General features: G+C 68.9%; 14 protein-coding genes. 5 read left to right on the forward strand and 9 right to left on the reverse strand.

All coding sequences use genetic code 11. From position 1 onward, the window contains the following. Positions 1–389: 389 nt before the first annotated feature. Together EV647_RS27140 and EV647_RS27145 are read right to left on the reverse strand one after the other, a co-directional pair. Positions 390–1,028 carry a response regulator transcription factor gene (locus tag EV647_RS27140; protein ID WP_134007719.1) on the reverse strand — a complete coding sequence of 213 codons (639 nt, stop codon included), beginning with the start codon at positions 1,026–1,028 and terminating at the stop codon, positions 390–392. Beyond that, entirely contained in the window at positions 1,016–2,917 is a 1,902-nt protein-coding gene (locus EV647_RS27145) for a histidine kinase (protein ID WP_134007721.1), read from the reverse strand. The genes EV647_RS27140 and EV647_RS27145 overlap by 13 nt, the downstream gene beginning before the upstream one ends. 148 nt (positions 2,918–3,065) lie before the next feature. On the opposite strand from EV647_RS27145, the gene EV647_RS27150 reads away from it, so the two are divergent. Beyond that, a complete protein-coding gene (locus tag EV647_RS27150) occupies positions 3,066–3,371 on the forward strand; it encodes a hypothetical protein (RefSeq protein WP_134007723.1) in 306 nt (101 codons plus the stop codon). Between the two features lie 31 nt (positions 3,372–3,402). Here the strand turns inward: EV647_RS27150 and EV647_RS27155 are convergent, their stop codons facing one another. Next, positions 3,403–5,922, reverse strand: coding sequence for a bifunctional FO biosynthesis protein CofGH (locus EV647_RS27155; RefSeq protein ID WP_134009064.1), 2,520 nt, complete (start codon positions 5,920–5,922; stop codon positions 3,403–3,405). A 115-nt stretch (positions 5,923–6,037) separates the two neighbouring features. Here EV647_RS27155 and EV647_RS27160 point away from each other — a divergent pair, with 115 nt between their 5' ends. The 4 genes from EV647_RS27160 (at position 6,038) to EV647_RS27175 (ending at position 11,248) form a co-directional block, all read left to right on the forward strand. Continuing rightward, positions 6,038–6,592: a TetR/AcrR family transcriptional regulator gene (locus EV647_RS27160; protein ID WP_238177414.1), complete on the forward strand. Its 555-nt coding sequence runs from the start codon at positions 6,038–6,040 to the stop codon at positions 6,590–6,592. A 49-nt stretch (positions 6,593–6,641) separates the two neighbouring features. Continuing rightward, the gene (locus EV647_RS27165) at positions 6,642–8,948 is read left to right on the forward strand and encodes a CehA/McbA family metallohydrolase (RefSeq protein ID WP_134007727.1); all 2,307 of its coding nucleotides are present in this window, start codon (positions 6,642–6,644) and stop codon (positions 8,946–8,948) included. Further along, positions 8,948–9,343 carry a hypothetical protein gene (locus EV647_RS27170; RefSeq protein WP_134007729.1) on the forward strand — a complete coding sequence of 132 codons (396 nt, stop codon included), beginning with the start codon at positions 8,948–8,950 and terminating at the stop codon, positions 9,341–9,343. Before EV647_RS27165 ends, EV647_RS27170 begins: the two co-directional genes overlap by 1 nt. 69 nt (positions 9,344–9,412) lie before the next feature. Continuing rightward, a complete protein-coding gene (locus EV647_RS27175; RefSeq protein WP_134007731.1) occupies positions 9,413–11,248 on the forward strand; it encodes an ABC transporter permease in 1,836 nt (611 codons plus the stop codon). Here the strand turns inward: EV647_RS27175 and EV647_RS27180 are convergent. The 6 genes from EV647_RS27180 to EV647_RS27205 form a co-directional block, all read right to left on the reverse strand. Beyond that, a complete protein-coding gene (locus tag EV647_RS27180; protein WP_134007733.1) occupies positions 11,196–11,693 on the reverse strand; it encodes a DUF2867 domain-containing protein in 498 nt (165 codons plus the stop codon). The genes EV647_RS27175 and EV647_RS27180 overlap by 53 nt on opposite strands. Before the next feature lie 25 nt (positions 11,694–11,718). Continuing rightward, positions 11,719–12,246 (reverse strand): TetR/AcrR family transcriptional regulator, encoded by a 528-nt coding sequence (locus EV647_RS27185; RefSeq protein WP_134007735.1) that lies wholly within the window; start codon positions 12,244–12,246, stop codon positions 11,719–11,721. Positions 12,247–12,347: 101 nt separating this feature from the next. Beyond that, positions 12,348–13,562 (reverse strand): MFS transporter, encoded by a 1,215-nt coding sequence (locus EV647_RS27190; RefSeq protein ID WP_238177415.1) that lies wholly within the window; start codon positions 13,560–13,562, stop codon positions 12,348–12,350. Beyond that, positions 13,559–14,005: a MarR family winged helix-turn-helix transcriptional regulator gene (locus EV647_RS27195; protein ID WP_134007737.1), complete on the reverse strand. Its 447-nt coding sequence runs from the start codon at positions 14,003–14,005 to the stop codon at positions 13,559–13,561. Before EV647_RS27195 ends, EV647_RS27190 begins: the two co-directional genes overlap by 4 nt. A gap of 111 nt (positions 14,006–14,116) precedes the next feature. Further along, a complete protein-coding gene (locus EV647_RS27200; RefSeq protein WP_134007739.1) occupies positions 14,117–14,617 on the reverse strand; it encodes a hypothetical protein in 501 nt (166 codons plus the stop codon). A gap of 105 nt (positions 14,618–14,722) precedes the next feature. After that, the gene (locus EV647_RS27205; protein WP_134007741.1) at positions 14,723–15,265 is read right to left on the reverse strand and encodes a hypothetical protein; all 543 of its coding nucleotides are present in this window, start codon (positions 15,263–15,265) and stop codon (positions 14,723–14,725) included. Positions 15,266–15,281 lie beyond the last annotated feature (16 nt).

Consider the following 15,281-nt stretch of genomic DNA (forward strand, 5'->3'; position numbering starts at 1 on the left):
CGGTTTTTCAGTAAGAAACGCCGACCGTGCCGGGCGTTGGTCGCCACCTCACTGGCGACCAACACCCCACCGACACGGCCGGCGTCCTGCTGTTGCCCCAAGAGGGCAGTGGCCCGAAGGAGGGCGGTCCCGCGTCTCATTCCGTGACCGGCAGGGGAGGTACAGTCCGGTCGCGGACGGGAGTACTGCGGAATCCACCTGGACCTAGTGCCGGCGACCCGTCCGCCGCCGACACGAGAACGTTGTCACGCGGCCCGCCTTACCGGGAATCCTCCGGTTCAAACATTTGCATTGCCTTTGAAGTAAGCAACGCTCAGTGAAAATTCCCTCACTTTCCGTGCAGATGTTGCCTTCTGCAACAACTAACCACTCGTCAAGTTTTCCTGTGGTCATTGGCGAAGCTGGGTGAGAACGGCGAGTACGCGACGGTGGGTGTCCGGGGCGTCGTCGATGCGCAGTTTCTGGAAGATGCTCCGCATGTGACTCTCGACCGTCCGCTCGGCGAGCACCAGTTGCGCGGCGATCGCGCCGTTCGAGCGCCCCTCCGCCACCAGTGCCAGCACCTCGCGTTCCCGCGCGGACAGCGCGGCCAGCGGATCGCCCGCCCGCGTCGGCGTCACGAGGGCGGCGACGATCGCCGGATCGAGCGCCGATCCGCCGTCCACGACCCGGCGCATCGCGTCCAGGAAGTCGCCGACGCGCAGCACCCGGTCCTTGAGCAGGTACCCGAACCCGCCGGTGCCCACGAGCCCGACCACGTTCCGGGTCTCGATGTGCTGCGACAGCATCAGGATCGGGCGGTCCGGCTGCTCCGCGCGCAGTGTCACGGCGGCCCGTGCACCGTCGTCCGTCATCGTCGGCGGCATCCGTACGTCGATGATCGTCAGGTCGGGATCCAGCGCGCGCACCACGTCGACGAGTGCGTCCGCGGTCTCCGCCGTACCGGCGACGTCGTGACCGTTCTCGGTCAGCAGCCGGCTCAGACCCTCACGGAACAAGGCGGAATCCTCGCCGATCACGATGCGCACGGGATCTCCACGGTGATCGAGGTCCCGGCCCCGGGTGGGCTGTCGACCGTGAACTCCCCGCCCACCGACGCGACCCGGTCCCGCAGTGACGTCAGCCCGAACCCCTCCCGGGCTCCGCCGACACCGTCGTCGCGCACGACGGCCCGCAGTACCTGGTCGGTCACGCCGACCGAGATCGAGATCCGGGTCGCCCGCGCGTGCTTGAGCGCGTTCGCGATCGCCTCGCCGACCGTGAAGTAGACCGTCGTCGCCGCACTCTCACCGACCTCCAGTTCGGGTACGACGAGATCGACCGGCAGCGTGCTGTCCGCGACCAGGTCCCGCAGCGCGACGGCAAGACCGTCGTCGAGCCGACTCGGCCGGACCCCGTGCGCGATCCGCCGGAGCTCCGCGACGGTGTGCTCGAGCGTCTCCACCACCTCGTCGAGCTCCCGGTACGCCGGTACGCCGGGAGACAACTGGTACTGCACGGATCGCAGCCGCATCCCGATCGCGATCAGCCGCTGCTGTGCGCCGTCGTGCAGGTCCCGCTCCAGCCGCTGTCGTTCCGCGTTGACCTCGTCCATCAGCCGGGCCCGACTCGACCGCACCTCGGCCAGGGCTTCGCGGAGCTCCAGCCGCAACCGGCTGACCTCGATCGGCAGCCGAGCCTCCACGGCCGCTTCGCGTGCTCGCCGGACCCGGCGTGCAGACGTCGTACCGAGGATCAACGCGCCGACCACTGAGTCGCCGGTCTGCAACGGGATCGCGTCGTCGGGTACGGCGAGTTCCGCTCCGGGGCGACGCAGGAGCACCCGCAGCCCGGGGTCGTCGAGCGCGGAGCGCAGGACGGACTCGATCTCCTCCGGCTCGGCCTCGCCGTCACGGACCCGCCGGACGAAGGCGCGGATCCGGGCCAGCGCGACGGTCCGGTCCGGGTCGACCAGCCTGCCGATCGCGCGGTGGATCCAGTGGTACAGCGGAAGCAGGACGAGCGCGGTGACGAAGGCAGCGGTCGTGATGCCGACCCGGTCGGGGAGGTATCCGCCGACCACGAGGACCACGACCGCGAACACACTCGCCGAGATCAGCGTGGTGACGAGCCAGCTGACGGTCGCACCGAGCAGCCGGTCGATGTCGAACAGGTCGTGCCGCAGGATTGCGACGGTGATCGCGCCCGGGACGAGGAACAGCATGGCGACCAGGAACCAGGTGTAGGCCAACGTCCCGGGGACGCCGAGTGCGGTGGCCAGCCAGCTCGCGGCGAGCAGGATCGGCACCGCGACGGCCGCGGCCATCAGCCAGCGCAGCCGTTGCCGAGTCAGCTCATCGCCCCGCCGGTACCGCACCACCAGGCTGGAGGCGGCCGCGAGCAACGTGGTCAGAAACGCTCCGAAGGCAACGACGATCAGCACCACGCGCAACGGCGTCGGGCTGGTCCGCGCGGCCCCTTCCCGGGACACGACGAGAGTCACCAGCGCCGCCGCGACCGGCGTCGCCGCCCAGACCCACCGCCAGAGCCGACCTGGCAGCAGGCCGTCCGGGAACAGCAGGACCAAGGTGACGAACCCGAGGAAGATCCACGGCCAGGTGCCGTCCGCGATCGCGTCCAGAGCGGATGCCCAGGGCCACGGCCGAGAGGTTCGCGCCGTCGCGCCCCAGTCCTCGACGGTGAAGACCAGCGCGGGCATCGTGGCGGTCAGCGCGAGCGCCGGCGCGATCGGACTGGCCGGAACGCGAACGACAACCAGCCAGCTGAGGAGGAACGCCGGCAACAGCAGGACGGTGGTGACGGGCCAGTCTGCCGGTGACCCGACCGAGGGCGGACCGTAGGCGAGCACCGCGCGTACGGCGGCGGCCGCGACGAACACGACCGTCGCGGCGACGACCAGACGCCGAGGCCGGAGCACAACCACATGATGACCGCGGACCGCCGCTCGCGCACCCGTGCCAGCACTTAGTGGCCGGCCACGACCGAAGTCCGGCGACAGCACTGATGCCGAAGGCGGTGCGGCGAAGCGATCGTGAGGGGATCAGCTACTCGAGGAGGGGATTCCCGTGATCGCCATCGCCACCGTCCTGTTCGCCTTTCCGCTCGGCTTCTTCCTGCGGAACCGGCTCTCCGCCCACGTCGCGTACGTCGCGATCTTCGGCTACTGCTTCACGTTCCAGTTGGTCTACCTGATGCGCAGCTGGGTCGGCGACCGCTCGCAGGCGTTCCCGGCGGACCCGAACGCCTGGCCGTTCGGGTACCTCTTCGTGACCGCCGGTATCTACGTCGTCGGCAACCTCCTGGTCGCGCTCGGGCACCGGGTCGGCAGCAAGCGCCGTAACCGGGCCGTCGACCTCGACCCGGTCAGGTGACAGTCGCCTGGCGCTCCCGGAGGGAGGAGCGTCAGGCGAGTTCCAGCGACGGCCGGACGGGGACGTCGCCGTACGTCGTGGTGCGCTGGCGCGCCGGGCGGCCGGCGGCGGTGGCCATCGCGGTGAGTTCGGCGATCGACTTGCGGCTGCCGTGCTTGGAGCCGGCCATCCGGCTGATGGTCTCCTCCATCAGCGTGCCGCCGATGTCGTTGACGCCGCCGTTCAGGACCGCGACGCAGCCGTCCACGCCGAGCTTCACCCACGAGCACTGGATGTTGTCGATCCGGCCGTGCAGCATGATCCGCGCCATCGCGTGCACCGCCCGGTTCTCGTCGTACGTCGGGCCCGGCCGAGCGACACCGGCGAGGTAGATCGGCGAGTTCTGGTGGATGAACGGCAGCAGCACGAACTCGGTGAAACCACCGGTCCGGTCCTGTACGGCGGCGATCGTGCGCAGGTGCTGCACCCAGTGGTGCGGCGCGTCGACATGTCCGTACATCATCGTCGACGACGACGGGAGCCCGACCTTGTGGGCTGTGGAGATGACCTCGATCCACGAAGCCGTCGGCAACTTTCCCTTGGTGAGGATCCAGCGGACGTCGTCGTCGAGGATCTCGGCCGCGGTGCCGGGGATGCTGTCCAGTCCGGCCTCCTTCACCGAGATCAGGAACTCCTCGATCGACAGGCCGGTGCGCACCGAGCCGTTCACGATCTCCATCGGCGAGTACGCGTGGACGTGCATCTCCGGGACCCGGTCCTTCACCGCGCGGACCAGGTCGGCGTACGCCGTACCGGGCAGGTCGGGGTGGATGCCGCCCTGCATGCAGACCTCGGTCGCGCCGATCACCCACGCCTCCTCGGCGCGCTGGCCGACCTCGTCCATCGACAAGGAGTAGGCGTCGGCGTCGGTGCGGCGCTGGGCGAACGCGCAGAACCGGCAGCCGGTGTAGCAGACGTTGGTGAAGTTGATGTTCCGGTTCACGACGTACGTCACATCGTCGCCGACCGTTGCCTTCCGCAACTCATCGGCAAGGTGCGCGAGCTGGTCGAGCGCGGGACCGGTGGCCGTCATCAACGTCAACGCCTGAGCATCGGAAAGCCCGGCGGGATCGCGCTCGGCGGCGGCGAGAGCCGCTTTCACCTCGGCGTCGATGCGCTCGGGCGCACCGCCCGACGCGGAGCCCGCGGCGGCTTCGGCCGCACGCCGTGCCGCGACGTCTTCGCGCAATACGTCCCAGTCGCCGTACGCCGCGTCGAAGTCGGAGCGGGTCTCGGTACGACGGCCTTCGGTGTCGATCGCGGTGTGCAGGTCGGTGCGGCCGACGCTGTCCCAGCCGCCGTCGGGCTCCTGCCAGGGGAGGCCGACCGGCTTCGCGGCCTCGTTGGCCAGGCCAGTGGCAGGATCGACGAGCGCCTCGACGTGCGAGATCAGGCGCGGATCGAGCCACGGCTCCCGCAGGTACTCCGGGTGCGCGGTGAGCCGCTCGCGCAACTCGAACCCGGCGTCGGCGGTCACCTTCGCGAGGTCGTCGATCTGCGGCCAGGGGCGCTCGGGGTTCACGTGGTCCGGCGTGAGTGGCGAGACCCCGCCGAAGTCGTCCACGCCCGCGTCGAGCAGCGCACGGCACTCGGCGAGGTCGACCAGGTTCGGCGGCGCCTGGACCCGGACCCGCGGCCCGAGCACGATCCGCGTCACGGCGATCGCGGCCAGCCACTCGTCCAGCGGTACGTCGGCGTCGTTGCGCATCGCGGTGTCCGGCTTCACCCGGAAACCCTGGATGATGACTTCCTGGATGCCGTTGTACTGCCGGGCGATTTTCCGCAACGCGAAGATCGAGTCGGAACGTTCCGGCAGCGTCTCCCCGATGCCGATCAGCAGCCCGGTCGTGAACGGCACGTTCGACCGCCCGGCGTCCTCGAGCACCCGGAGCCGGACCGCCGGGTCCTTGTCCGGTGACCCGAAGTGCGGCTGGCCCTTCTCCTCGAACAGCCGCCGCGATGTGGTCTCGAGCATCATCCCCATGCTCGGCGCGACCGGCTTCAGCCGCTGCAGGTCTTGCCACGACATCACGCCGGGGTTCAGGTGCGGCAGCAGACCGGTCTCCTCGAGCACCCGGATCGCCATCGCCCGGACGTAGTCCAGGGTGCTGTCGTACCCGGCCTCGTCGAGCCACTGCCGCGCCGCGTCCCACCGCTCCTCGGGCGCATCGCCCAGCGTGAACAGCGCCTCCTTGCAGCCCAGCGCCGCTCCCTGCCGCGCGATCTCCAGCACCTCGTCGGGCGACAGGTACGGCGAATGCACCCGACCCGGGGTGGTCGCGAAGGTGCAGTAATGGCAGCGGTCCCGGCACAACCGCGTCAGCGGGATGAAGACCTTCTTCGAGTACGTGATGATCCCCGACCGGCCGGCATCGGCCAGCCCTTGGTCGCGGACCCTCGCCGCAGTGGTCATCAGCGCGGTCAGCGCGTCGCCGCTCGCGCCGAGCAGCTCCTCCACCTCCGCCGGGTCGAGGGTCTTGCCGTCGTCCGCGCGCTTCAGGGCGCGCCGCATCGCTGTCGTCAGATCAGGGGCCACGAAATCCGAGCCTAAATCGCGGAAATCGCTGGATCCCGCGATTCCGGACAGCAAAATCAATCCGTACAGACGTCCTGATAGTTTGCTGTTCGTGCAGGTCAGGCGGGGTGTCGACGGGCGCCGGGTGCGCGGTGAGCAGCGCCGGAGCGAGCTGCTCGCGGCGACCCTGACCGTGATCGAACGCGACGGAGTCGCAGGTGTGAGCCATCGCGCGGTGGCCGCGGTGGCCGATGTCTCGGTCGCCTCGATCACCTACCACTTTCCGACGCTGGACGACCTCCTGGTCGCGGCCCTCCAGTCGGCCGCGGAGGACCTCGCCGTCGAGCTGCACGGTCGCGGGAGCGAGTTGGGCGCGCGACCGGCGGACGAGTTGGCGCGGCTGATCGAGCACAGCGTCGTACGGCGCCGTGGCCGGACGCTGGCGCTCTACGAGTTGTACCTGTACGCGGCTCGGCGACCGGAGGTGCGGGAGACGGCCGGCGCGTGGTTGGAGCCGTTGACCGAGATCGCCAGGGCGTTCACCGCGGATCCCCAGAAGGCGAGGCTGTTGGTTGCCGCGCTGGATGGCCTCCTGATGCAGGCGCTGATCGGCGCCCGCGACCTCGACCAGTCCGACGTCGCCGCGTTATTGGAGGTGCTGAGGTAGCCCGCGCCGAGTACTGTCGCGAAGGAACTCGCCAACAGGGAGGTCCTCGGTGTCAGAGCCCCCAGTACAGCCACTGTTCGCATCCGCAGCCCGCGCCGTCCGGAAACTGCAGGACCTCGGCGATCCGCTGCCCGCCGAGGTGGTCACTCAGCTGTCCAGGCTGGAGAGCAGCTCCCTGAGCGACGCGGAGCGCCGTACCCAGCTCGAGACCCTGCTGCGGCCGTTCGTCCTGCTGGACGTGTCGATCGACGAGCAGGGGATCGCGTCGTGTACTCCGGGCGCCGCGCCGCCGCGACTGGTGCAACACGGCTGGCGCAGCTTCCTCGTACGGGTGGCGAATCCGCACCGGATCGAAGCCAAGCTGTCCGCGGGGAACAGCGGTGTGTACGGCGTGATCGACTACCTGAGCCACTCCGCGCGGATCGCGTTGCACGACACGCTGACTGTCGTTCCGCGGATCAAGGACGCGTGGCTGGACGCGAAGATCGCCGTACCCAGTGAGCTTTCCGGCTTCGAGGTCGAGTACAAGGTCATCAGCCTCTACACCCGCGATGACGGCATCCAGCAGGGCGGACTGTCGGTCTTCGCCGCGGACGAGCACAACCATCACAGCCTGAGCCGGTCACCGCTCGCCGTCGCGGGCTTCCGGACGAACTTCGAGTTGCGTGAGTACGCCGCTTCGTTCGACTTCGACTGTGCACCGGCCGGCGAGATCCGGCTCGACATCCGGGAGCCCGACGGCCGCAGTTGCATGGCCGCGATCACGGTGCAGGACGGGCAGGGACGCTCGTACCCGTCCAAGGCGATGCGACTGGCTCCGGACATGTTCTTCCACGAGCACGTGTACCGGGCGACCGGCGAGATGATCCGGCTGCCCGAGGGCCGGTACCGGGTCACCGCGATCCGCGGACCGGAGTATCGACCGGTGCTCCTGGAGACCGAGGTCGGCGCGGGGACCGAGGCGATTCCGATCACCCTCGACCGCTGGGTCGATCCGGCGGGCCGCGGCTACTACTCGGGCGACCCGCACATCCACGCCGGCGGCTGCTCGCACTACAACGTCCCGAGCGAAGGCGTCACGCCCGAAACCATGATCCGGCATGTCCGCGGGGAAGGTCTCTGGCTGGGCAGTGTGCTCACCTGGGCGCCGTGCTACTACCACCAGAAACAGTTCTTCAGCGGTGAGTCGATCAGCCCGCCGGCCGACCTGGAGGACCCGTTGATGCAGGCCGCCCAGGGCATGACCTGGACTCCGCAGCCGACGGACCGCGATGCCGAGAGCGCGTTGCGGTACGACGTCGAAGTGTCCGGGTTCCCGTCCAGTCACTCGGGCCACCTGATCCTGCTCGGGCTCACCGACCAGGACTATCCAGGGACGAGCCTGATCGAGGACTGGCCGTCGTGGAACCTGCCCGTCCTGCGCTGGGCCAAGGAACAGAACGCACTGGTCGGGTACGCGCACTGCGGAGTCGGTCTCGGGGTCGGCACCGAGGAGTTGCCCAACTACATCGTGCCGTCCTTCCAAGGCATCGGCTCCAACGAGATCGTGGTCGACGTACCCCTCGGTGCCGCCGACTTCCAGTGCGGAGGCCAGTTCGCGCCGGCGGCCGAGCTGAACATCTGGTACCACCTGCTCAGCGTCGGCTTCCGCACCCTGATGCTCGGCGAGACCGACTATCCCTGCATGTACGACGAGGGACCGGGCGTCGGGCGTACGTACGTGCGACTGACCGAGCCACCGTCGGGCCCGCAGGCGATCGAGGCGTGGATCACCGGTCTACGGGAGAGCGCGTCGTACTTCGGTGACGGCCGCAGCCATGTCTTCGATCTCGCGGTAGACGGCGACGTCTCTCGTGAGCACCCGCTGGACACTCCCGGCCCGGTGCGGGTCAGCGCGACCGTTGCCGCGTGGCTGCCCGAGGTCCCGCCGCCACCGCCGGCGGGGCGTCCCGTGTACAGCGCGCCGGTCGGCTGGCACCTCGAACGGGCGCGGATCGGCACGTCCCGGTCCGTGCTGGTGGAGGCAGTGCTGAACGGCGTCGTAGTGGCCTCGCAGGAGGTGGTTGCCGATGGCACCGAGCAGGAGGTCGCGTTCGACGTACCGGTGGAAGAATCGTCCTGGCTTGCGCTGCGGATCCTGCGCAGTGTGCACACCCAGCCGATCTTCCTCGAGGTCGGCGGCCGGCCCATCCGGGCCTCCCGCCGCAGCGCCCAGTGGCTGCACGACTCTGTCGATCAACTGTGGAAGGTGAAGTCGGGGTTCATCCGGGAGGACGAGCAGGCTGCCGCGCGGCAGGCGTACGACGAGGCGCAGGCGATCTACCGGTCGCGGCGAGCAGAATGCGAGACCGACTGATGACTCACCAGGCACCTGCCGTCGGCTGTTGCGGGCCGGTCGACACCGATGCGCCGCTCGCGGTGACGATCAACCCGGAGGCGCGGGTGAACGTGACCCGCAGCGGTGCGCCGATCGGGACCTTGAAGCCCGGCGAGTGGCACACGCTCGCCGTGACGGTCGTCAACGACGCCTTCGTCACCGGGCCGTTGGCCGTCGAGGCCGAACCGGTCAGCGGACTCCAACTGGATCTGCCGGTGCACGAACTGACCGGTGAGCATCGTCAGGAGGCCGCCTTCCGGGTCCGGCTCGACGCACCCACCGTGGTCGACGTGACGTTGACCTTCCGGGCGCTCGGCGCGCTCGGAGGTCTGGCCAATCACAGCACCGTCAACCTGTTGCTGTCTGCCCGGTAGCGCCTGAGCTACCTGAGGTCGGGTGCTGAGGCCAGCGCCTGTTCCTGTCGCGGGCTGTTGGCTGGGTGCATGCTGAGGTTGTCTGTCGGGGCGCTGAGGACCAGGTGGCAGCTGTTCGCCGGTGCGGTGGCGGCTGTTGCGCTCGGGGTCGGTTTGGTGCAGTCCGGGTTGCAGATGCTGGCCGCGACCGACAGGCCGGTGTTGCCCGCGGGACTGTCGGCGTACGAGCGGGCCAAGGTCCGGGAGGGGTACGTCGGGGCCGCGACACTGCTCGGAATGTCGGTCATGCTGGCTGTTTTCCTGAGCGTGTTCATCGTCAGCACGACGTTCGGTTTCATGACTGTGCAACGGCGGCGTGAGTTCGGGCTGCTTCGGCTGGTCGGAGCGCAGCGGGGTTACCTGTGCTTGATGGTCGTGACGGAGGCGGGTCTGCTCGGAGTGGTCGGCAGTGTGGTAGGGCTGCCGTTGGGGGTGCTGGCGACCTGGGCGCAGTCGTGGTTGCTGGTTCGATTGGGGATGCTGCCGGAGTGGTTCGACGCGCCGTGGGATCAGGGTGCGGTGTGGGCGGCGATGATCGTCGGCGTGAGTACGGCGTTGGGCGGCGTACTCGCTGCGGCCTGGCGGGCGTCGCGGGTCAATGCGCTCGAGGCGATCGTGGAGGGACAGGCTTCGCGGCGGGTAATGACGGGATGGCGGTGGTTCTGGGGGCTGTCGGCCGCGTTCGGCACGGTGCTGCTGGTGATCGTGGCGCAGGCGGCGCGGGACCTCGTGGCCGGGTTGATGATCGGGCTGGTCGTGATGATCAGTGGGTCCGTGGCGTTGAGCCAGCTGAGCCCAGTCGTCGTACCGCTGGTCGGCCGGCTGCCCGCGATCGTTGTCCGTGGCAACTTGATCGCGGATCTGGCGCGGGCCGGTGTGCTGCACGCGGTACGCCGGAGCGCGGCGACCGCGGCGCCGTTGATCGTGCTCGTCGGGCTGGTCATCGGGCTGTGGGGCACGTTCGGGTCGCTGGCGAAGGCGGTCGGGGTCGAGCAGAAACAGTTGATCACGGCGGATGTCGTGGTCGATCACGTCGTTCGTCCGGGACCGGGGATCGCGGCGGCCTCGGCGCAGACCGCCGTACCGATCGCTGTGACACGCGGACGGAAAACGCTGTACTCCGAGGCGATCGGCATCGATCCGGCCGCGTACCAGCAGACCCACAAGCTGCGGCCCCGGAAAGGCTCGCTGGATCGGCTGACCGGGCGGACGATCGCGATCGGGCCGGGGATGGCCGCCGAGGGTTACCGGCTCGGATCGACCCTCAAGGTTGCGCTGGGCAACAGATCGATCGCCGTGAAGGTGGTCGCGATCATGCAGGCGACGCTCGATGTGAGCGAGAACTTCTTCGTTCCGAGGAGTCTGCTGCCGGCCGGTGGGCGGACCGAGACGCTGGTGAAGCTGGCGCCTGGTGCGACGCTGGACGGCCGGTCGGTCGAGCAATGGGCGGAGGCGCGTGGCGAGGCGCAGCAGCGCAGCAATTCGGGACTGTTCGCCGCGCTCCTTGGATTGGCCGGAATCTTCACCGCGGTCGCGGTCGTCAACGCGGTCGTGATGTCGACAGCTGACCGGCGGCAGGAGTTTCACCTGTCACGGTTGGCCGGTCTGACGCGGGCACAGGTCGTGATGGTCGCGCTCGTGGAGTCCGTGACCGTTGTGGTGGTCGGCGTACTGCTCGGATCGTTGGTCGCCGCGGCCGCGCTCGCCGGCATCGCGGCGGGGCCTTACGGCCTTGCTGCGTTGGCGATCCCGTGGCGGCTGCTCGGACTGATCTTCGCGTCGGCGCTGGTGGTCGTCGGGGTCGCCGCGGCGCTCACTGCCGGTCGCGCCACGTCTCACCGGCTCGGCACATACCGAGCAGAATGACGTGGTGGAACGGCCGGATCAGGTTGTAGTAGAACCGGCCAGCGGGCCGCAGGAACTGCACCAGCGTCACGACCTTGAACGTCGCCGGCCGCTCGTTGTCGGTGATGAACGCGAGCCACGCGTCGAGGTGGTTGTCGGAGACCTTCAGCAGCAGGTAATGGTCCTCCTCGCCGCGCACGACGGTGAAGAACGCGTTCTTCTCGCCCGGTGTGAAGCTCACCGTCTCGGGCCGCAGGCGACGCGAGTCCGGTACGCCGGTGGTCTCGAGGCGAAGGACCGCGGCCACTGCCATCCGCACCGCGAACAATCCCTTGACCCACAACGGACTGTGCCCCAGAGCCCCCGCCACGAACTCCCGTAGCGTGACGTCGCCCCGGCCCGTCTTCACATCGATCTCGTCCACAACCGGCACCAGATCGTCGAGCTCGTGCAATGTGGTCGGCATGTGTGCTCCTCTAGTCGATCAGCGTCTAGTCGATCAGCCGGAGAACCAGGTCGTAGATCTCCCGCACGTCCCGCTTGCCGATCGGCGGCACCACCTGCTCGGCGCCGATCAGAATCAGGTACAGCAGCTGCGCGAACCGATCCGGGTCCACGTCCGCACCCAGGCCGCGGCACAGCTTCTTCAGGTACGCCGTCCGCGCCTTGTCCACCCGCTCCTGCGCGGCCCGCACCTCGCTGTCCTGCAAGGCCCAAGCGCGTACGGCGATCTCCAGGGCCGCGCTGTCCGGGTCGGCCAGCACCAGTCGCAACAGATGCTGGAGCTTCGCGTTCGCGTCACGACCGTCCTCAACGGCGTCGATCAGCCGGGTCGTGTTCCGCGCCTCGAAGTACTCCAGCAAAGCCGCCTTGTACCCGGAAGCCCCGTTGAAGTGGTGGTAGTACGACCCCTTCGTCACCCCCAGGGCACCGGTCAACCGCTCGATCGTCACCGCCGGCGCACCCTCCGCCGCGAGCAACTCGAGCCCTGCGTCCAACCACTCCGTCCGACTGACCACAGGCGGACCATACCATACCGTTTGGTATGGTCGGCGGGCTGTAGACGCAGACGACCCGCCGGAGAGGGATCCGGCGGGTCGGGATCGGGTGGGACGAGGGATCAGGCGTCGGCGGCGGTGAGGGCTTCGGCTTCCGACTCGGAGTGGGTGGTGGGGACCCGGAGGTGGGAGAGGGGCTTCCAGCCGCTGGCGAGGACGCCGACCGCGAGGAGTACGGCGAAGGCACCGACGTAGAACGGGAGCTGGATGTTGAACTCCTCGCCGAGCTTGCCGGCCAGCCACGGTGCGACCGCGCCACCGGAGAAGCGGACGAAGGAGTACGCCGCGGACGCCGTACCGCGTTCGACCGGAGCGGCTGCCATCACGGCCTCGGTGATCAGCGTGTTGTTGATGCCCAGGAACAGGCCGGCCACGATGACGCCGGCCGCGAGCACCGGCTTGTGGTGCGCGTAGACGCCCATGACCGCGAGGTCCGCGCCGAACAGCAGCAGTACGGTCATCGCCACCGGGAGGGTGCCGAACCGGCGCTGCAGTCGCGGCGCGACGAACACCGAGGTGAACGCGAGACAGATGCCCCAGCCGAAGAAGATCAGCCCGATCTGCCGCGCCGACATCGCCAGCGGGAACGGGGTGAACGCGAGCAGCGTGAAGAACCCGAAGTTGTACAGCAACGCGGTGACCGCCACGGTCGCGAGCGACCGGTGCCGTAGAGCCTTCAACGGCTCGAGGACCGACGTACGGCGTCCTTCCGGCGGTGATGCGGGCAGCAGGAACGCGGTGGCGGCGAGGGCGATCGTCATCAGGACGGCGACGCCGAAGAACGGGCCGCGCCAGGAGATCGTGCCGAGTTCGCCGCCGACCAGCGGGCCGGCCGCGATCCCGACGCCGAGGGCGGCCTCGTAGAGGATGATCGCCTCCGCGACCGAACCGGCGGCCGAGTTCACGATCGTGGCGAGCGCGGTCGCGATGAACAGCGCGTTCCCCAGGCCCCAACCGGCCCGGAAGGCGACGATCATGCCGATGCTGCTGGACAGGCCGGCCAGCGCGCTGAAGACGACGATGACGGCCAGGCCGATGAGCAGGGTGCGCTTGGCGCCGATCCGGCTGGAGACCGCGCCGGTGATCAGCATCGCGACACCGATGACCGCCATGTAGCTGGTGAACAGCAGCGAGACCTGGGACGGGCTCGCATGCAGTTGTTCGGCGATCGGCTTGAGGATCGGATCCACCAGGCCGATGCCCATGAACGCGATCACGCAGGCGAACGCGACCGCCCAGACGGACTTGGGCTGCTTCAGGAACGACGACGTGCTCACCGGGCTGTGTCCTCCACGGGTTCGAGCGTGAGAAGTTTGTGGACGATGGCGACGGCGGCCTCCAGGGTCGTGAGGTCGGTCGCCGGGAGCTGACTCAGGTGCGCGGCCAAGGCGCCGCCGGCCTGGTGGCGGGCGCTGCGCAGCTCGGCGAGGCCTGCGTCGGTGAGGCTGATCAGGCTCGCGCGCGAGTCGGCGGGGTCCTGGACGCGGCGCACCCAACCCTGCTCCTCGAGGCGCTGCACCAGGTTGGACATGGTCGGCTGCGAACACCGGTCGGCCTTGGCCAGCTCGCTGATCCGGGCCTGCCCGAGCTCGTCCAATCGCCCCAGCACCCGCATCGCGGCGTGCGGCAGCGTGTTCACGTTCCGGGTGGCCAGCCGCGACAAGCGCGTCGACGCCACCACCATGTCCTCACCGAGCTGCGTCAGATCCCTGGTGCTCACACCCACAAATATACATAGGAAAGCTATGCATCTGCCCGGAAGTGAACAGAATCACGGCCCCCACCGGGCAGCGGTGGGGGCCGTGATCGTGAGGTCGGCGGCTGTAGGAAGTCAGCAACCGTAAGAGGTCAGTCGGATGTACCAGACGGGGTCCCAGCTGGGAAAGGCACGCTCGTGGGGGTCACGGCAGCCGATCTGAACGCCGTTCTGGTCGAGGGTCCTGACGGCCGCCGTCCCGGTCTGTGCGTTGGTCAGGTCGCCGCTGCCATGCCAGTAGCTCAGTCGGTACGTGCCATAGCTGTAGAACTTGAACACGAAGCCGCCGCTGCCCCAGGGAACGCCGGCGCAGGCGTAGCCGGGTTCGCAGGGCACGAGCGACCCACCCGGGTACCACTTGCGGGACGCGGCGGCAGGGCTGGTGGTGGGCTCCGGCAGCGCGATCGCCGGCGTCACCGACGGGCCACTCGGAACCCGGACGTAGTAGGCGACTTTGTCCGGGGTTCTGGGTGTCTCGACCGGCGCTGCGTTCGCGGTGGTCAGCACGGTTGTCGCGGTGCCGAGAGTCAGCAGCAGTCCGGCGGCTGCGACAAGTGTTCGTCGTACCAGGCTCATGTATCCCCCTTCGTGCGGTTGGGTGACCCAGCCTGGTCGGAGCCGCTTTCAGAACACTTTCACTCGCTTGGGTCGAGTCGAGCGGGGCGCGTACGGCGAGGTTGATCAACCGATCACCGGGGCGCCGGCCGCCGTGCGGAAGGCGGTCAACGGGATCGGACCGCGGTGCAGGATGTGCGGGATGTCGGCCCAGGGGTAGAGGGGCTCCGTGGCATTGAGGTTGCGGAGCCGTTGGAGTGCACGCTCGGAGGGAGTGGACAGGGCGGCGGCCGCCTCGGGGGTGTAGGGGATGAAGTCCTCGGCCGGTTGCGGGCGGAGTTCGGGATCGTGGCGCTTCAGGAGGATGCAGGTGCGGGCCGGGTCGAGAAGGTCGGCGTCGAGGGTCCAGTAGTCGATCACGACCGGGCCGATCCGGCCTGACTCCTGCATGGCCTCGAAGATCGGGGCCGGGTGGACGGGGGAGAGGAACACGACGTCGGCCCAGCAGCAGTCGAGCGGGTAGACCGGGGTGCGCAGGGTTTCCGGGCGAGCGGCGTACTTCGCGAGCTCACGCGTGTAGATGTCCGGGTAGTGCACACGCAGCTGGTTGAGCGGCAGGATGGCGTCACCGCGGATGTCACCTGCGGCCTTGTAGAGAAGAGTCGTCATACACAAAAGCCTCCGA

It is taken from the genome of Kribbella sp. VKM Ac-2566, from assembly GCF_004366005.1.
GTDB lineage: Bacteria > Actinomycetota > Actinomycetes > Propionibacteriales > Kribbellaceae > Kribbella > Kribbella pratensis.

What these genes read in the sequence shown, in the direction of transcription:
- EV647_RS27155 (WP_134009064.1), bottom strand. Translation starts at nt 5,922, where the DNA reads ATGCGGCGCGCCCTGAAGCGCGCGGACGACGGCAAGACCCTCGACCCG.
- EV647_RS27170 (WP_134007729.1), top strand. Translation starts at nt 8,948, where the DNA reads ATGACTCACCAGGCACCTGCCGTCGGCTGTTGCGGGCCGGTCGACACC.
- EV647_RS27175 (WP_134007731.1), top strand. Translation starts at nt 9,413, where the DNA reads ATGCTGAGGTTGTCTGTCGGGGCGCTGAGGACCAGGTGGCAGCTGTTC.
- EV647_RS27180 (WP_134007733.1), bottom strand. Translation starts at nt 11,693, where the DNA reads ATGCCGACCACATTGCACGAGCTCGACGATCTGGTGCCGGTTGTGGAC.
- EV647_RS27200 (WP_134007739.1), bottom strand. Translation starts at nt 14,617, where the DNA reads ATGAGCCTGGTACGACGAACACTTGTCGCAGCCGCCGGACTGCTGCTG.
- EV647_RS27205 (WP_134007741.1), bottom strand. Translation starts at nt 15,265, where the DNA reads ATGACGACTCTTCTCTACAAGGCCGCAGGTGACATCCGCGGTGACGCC.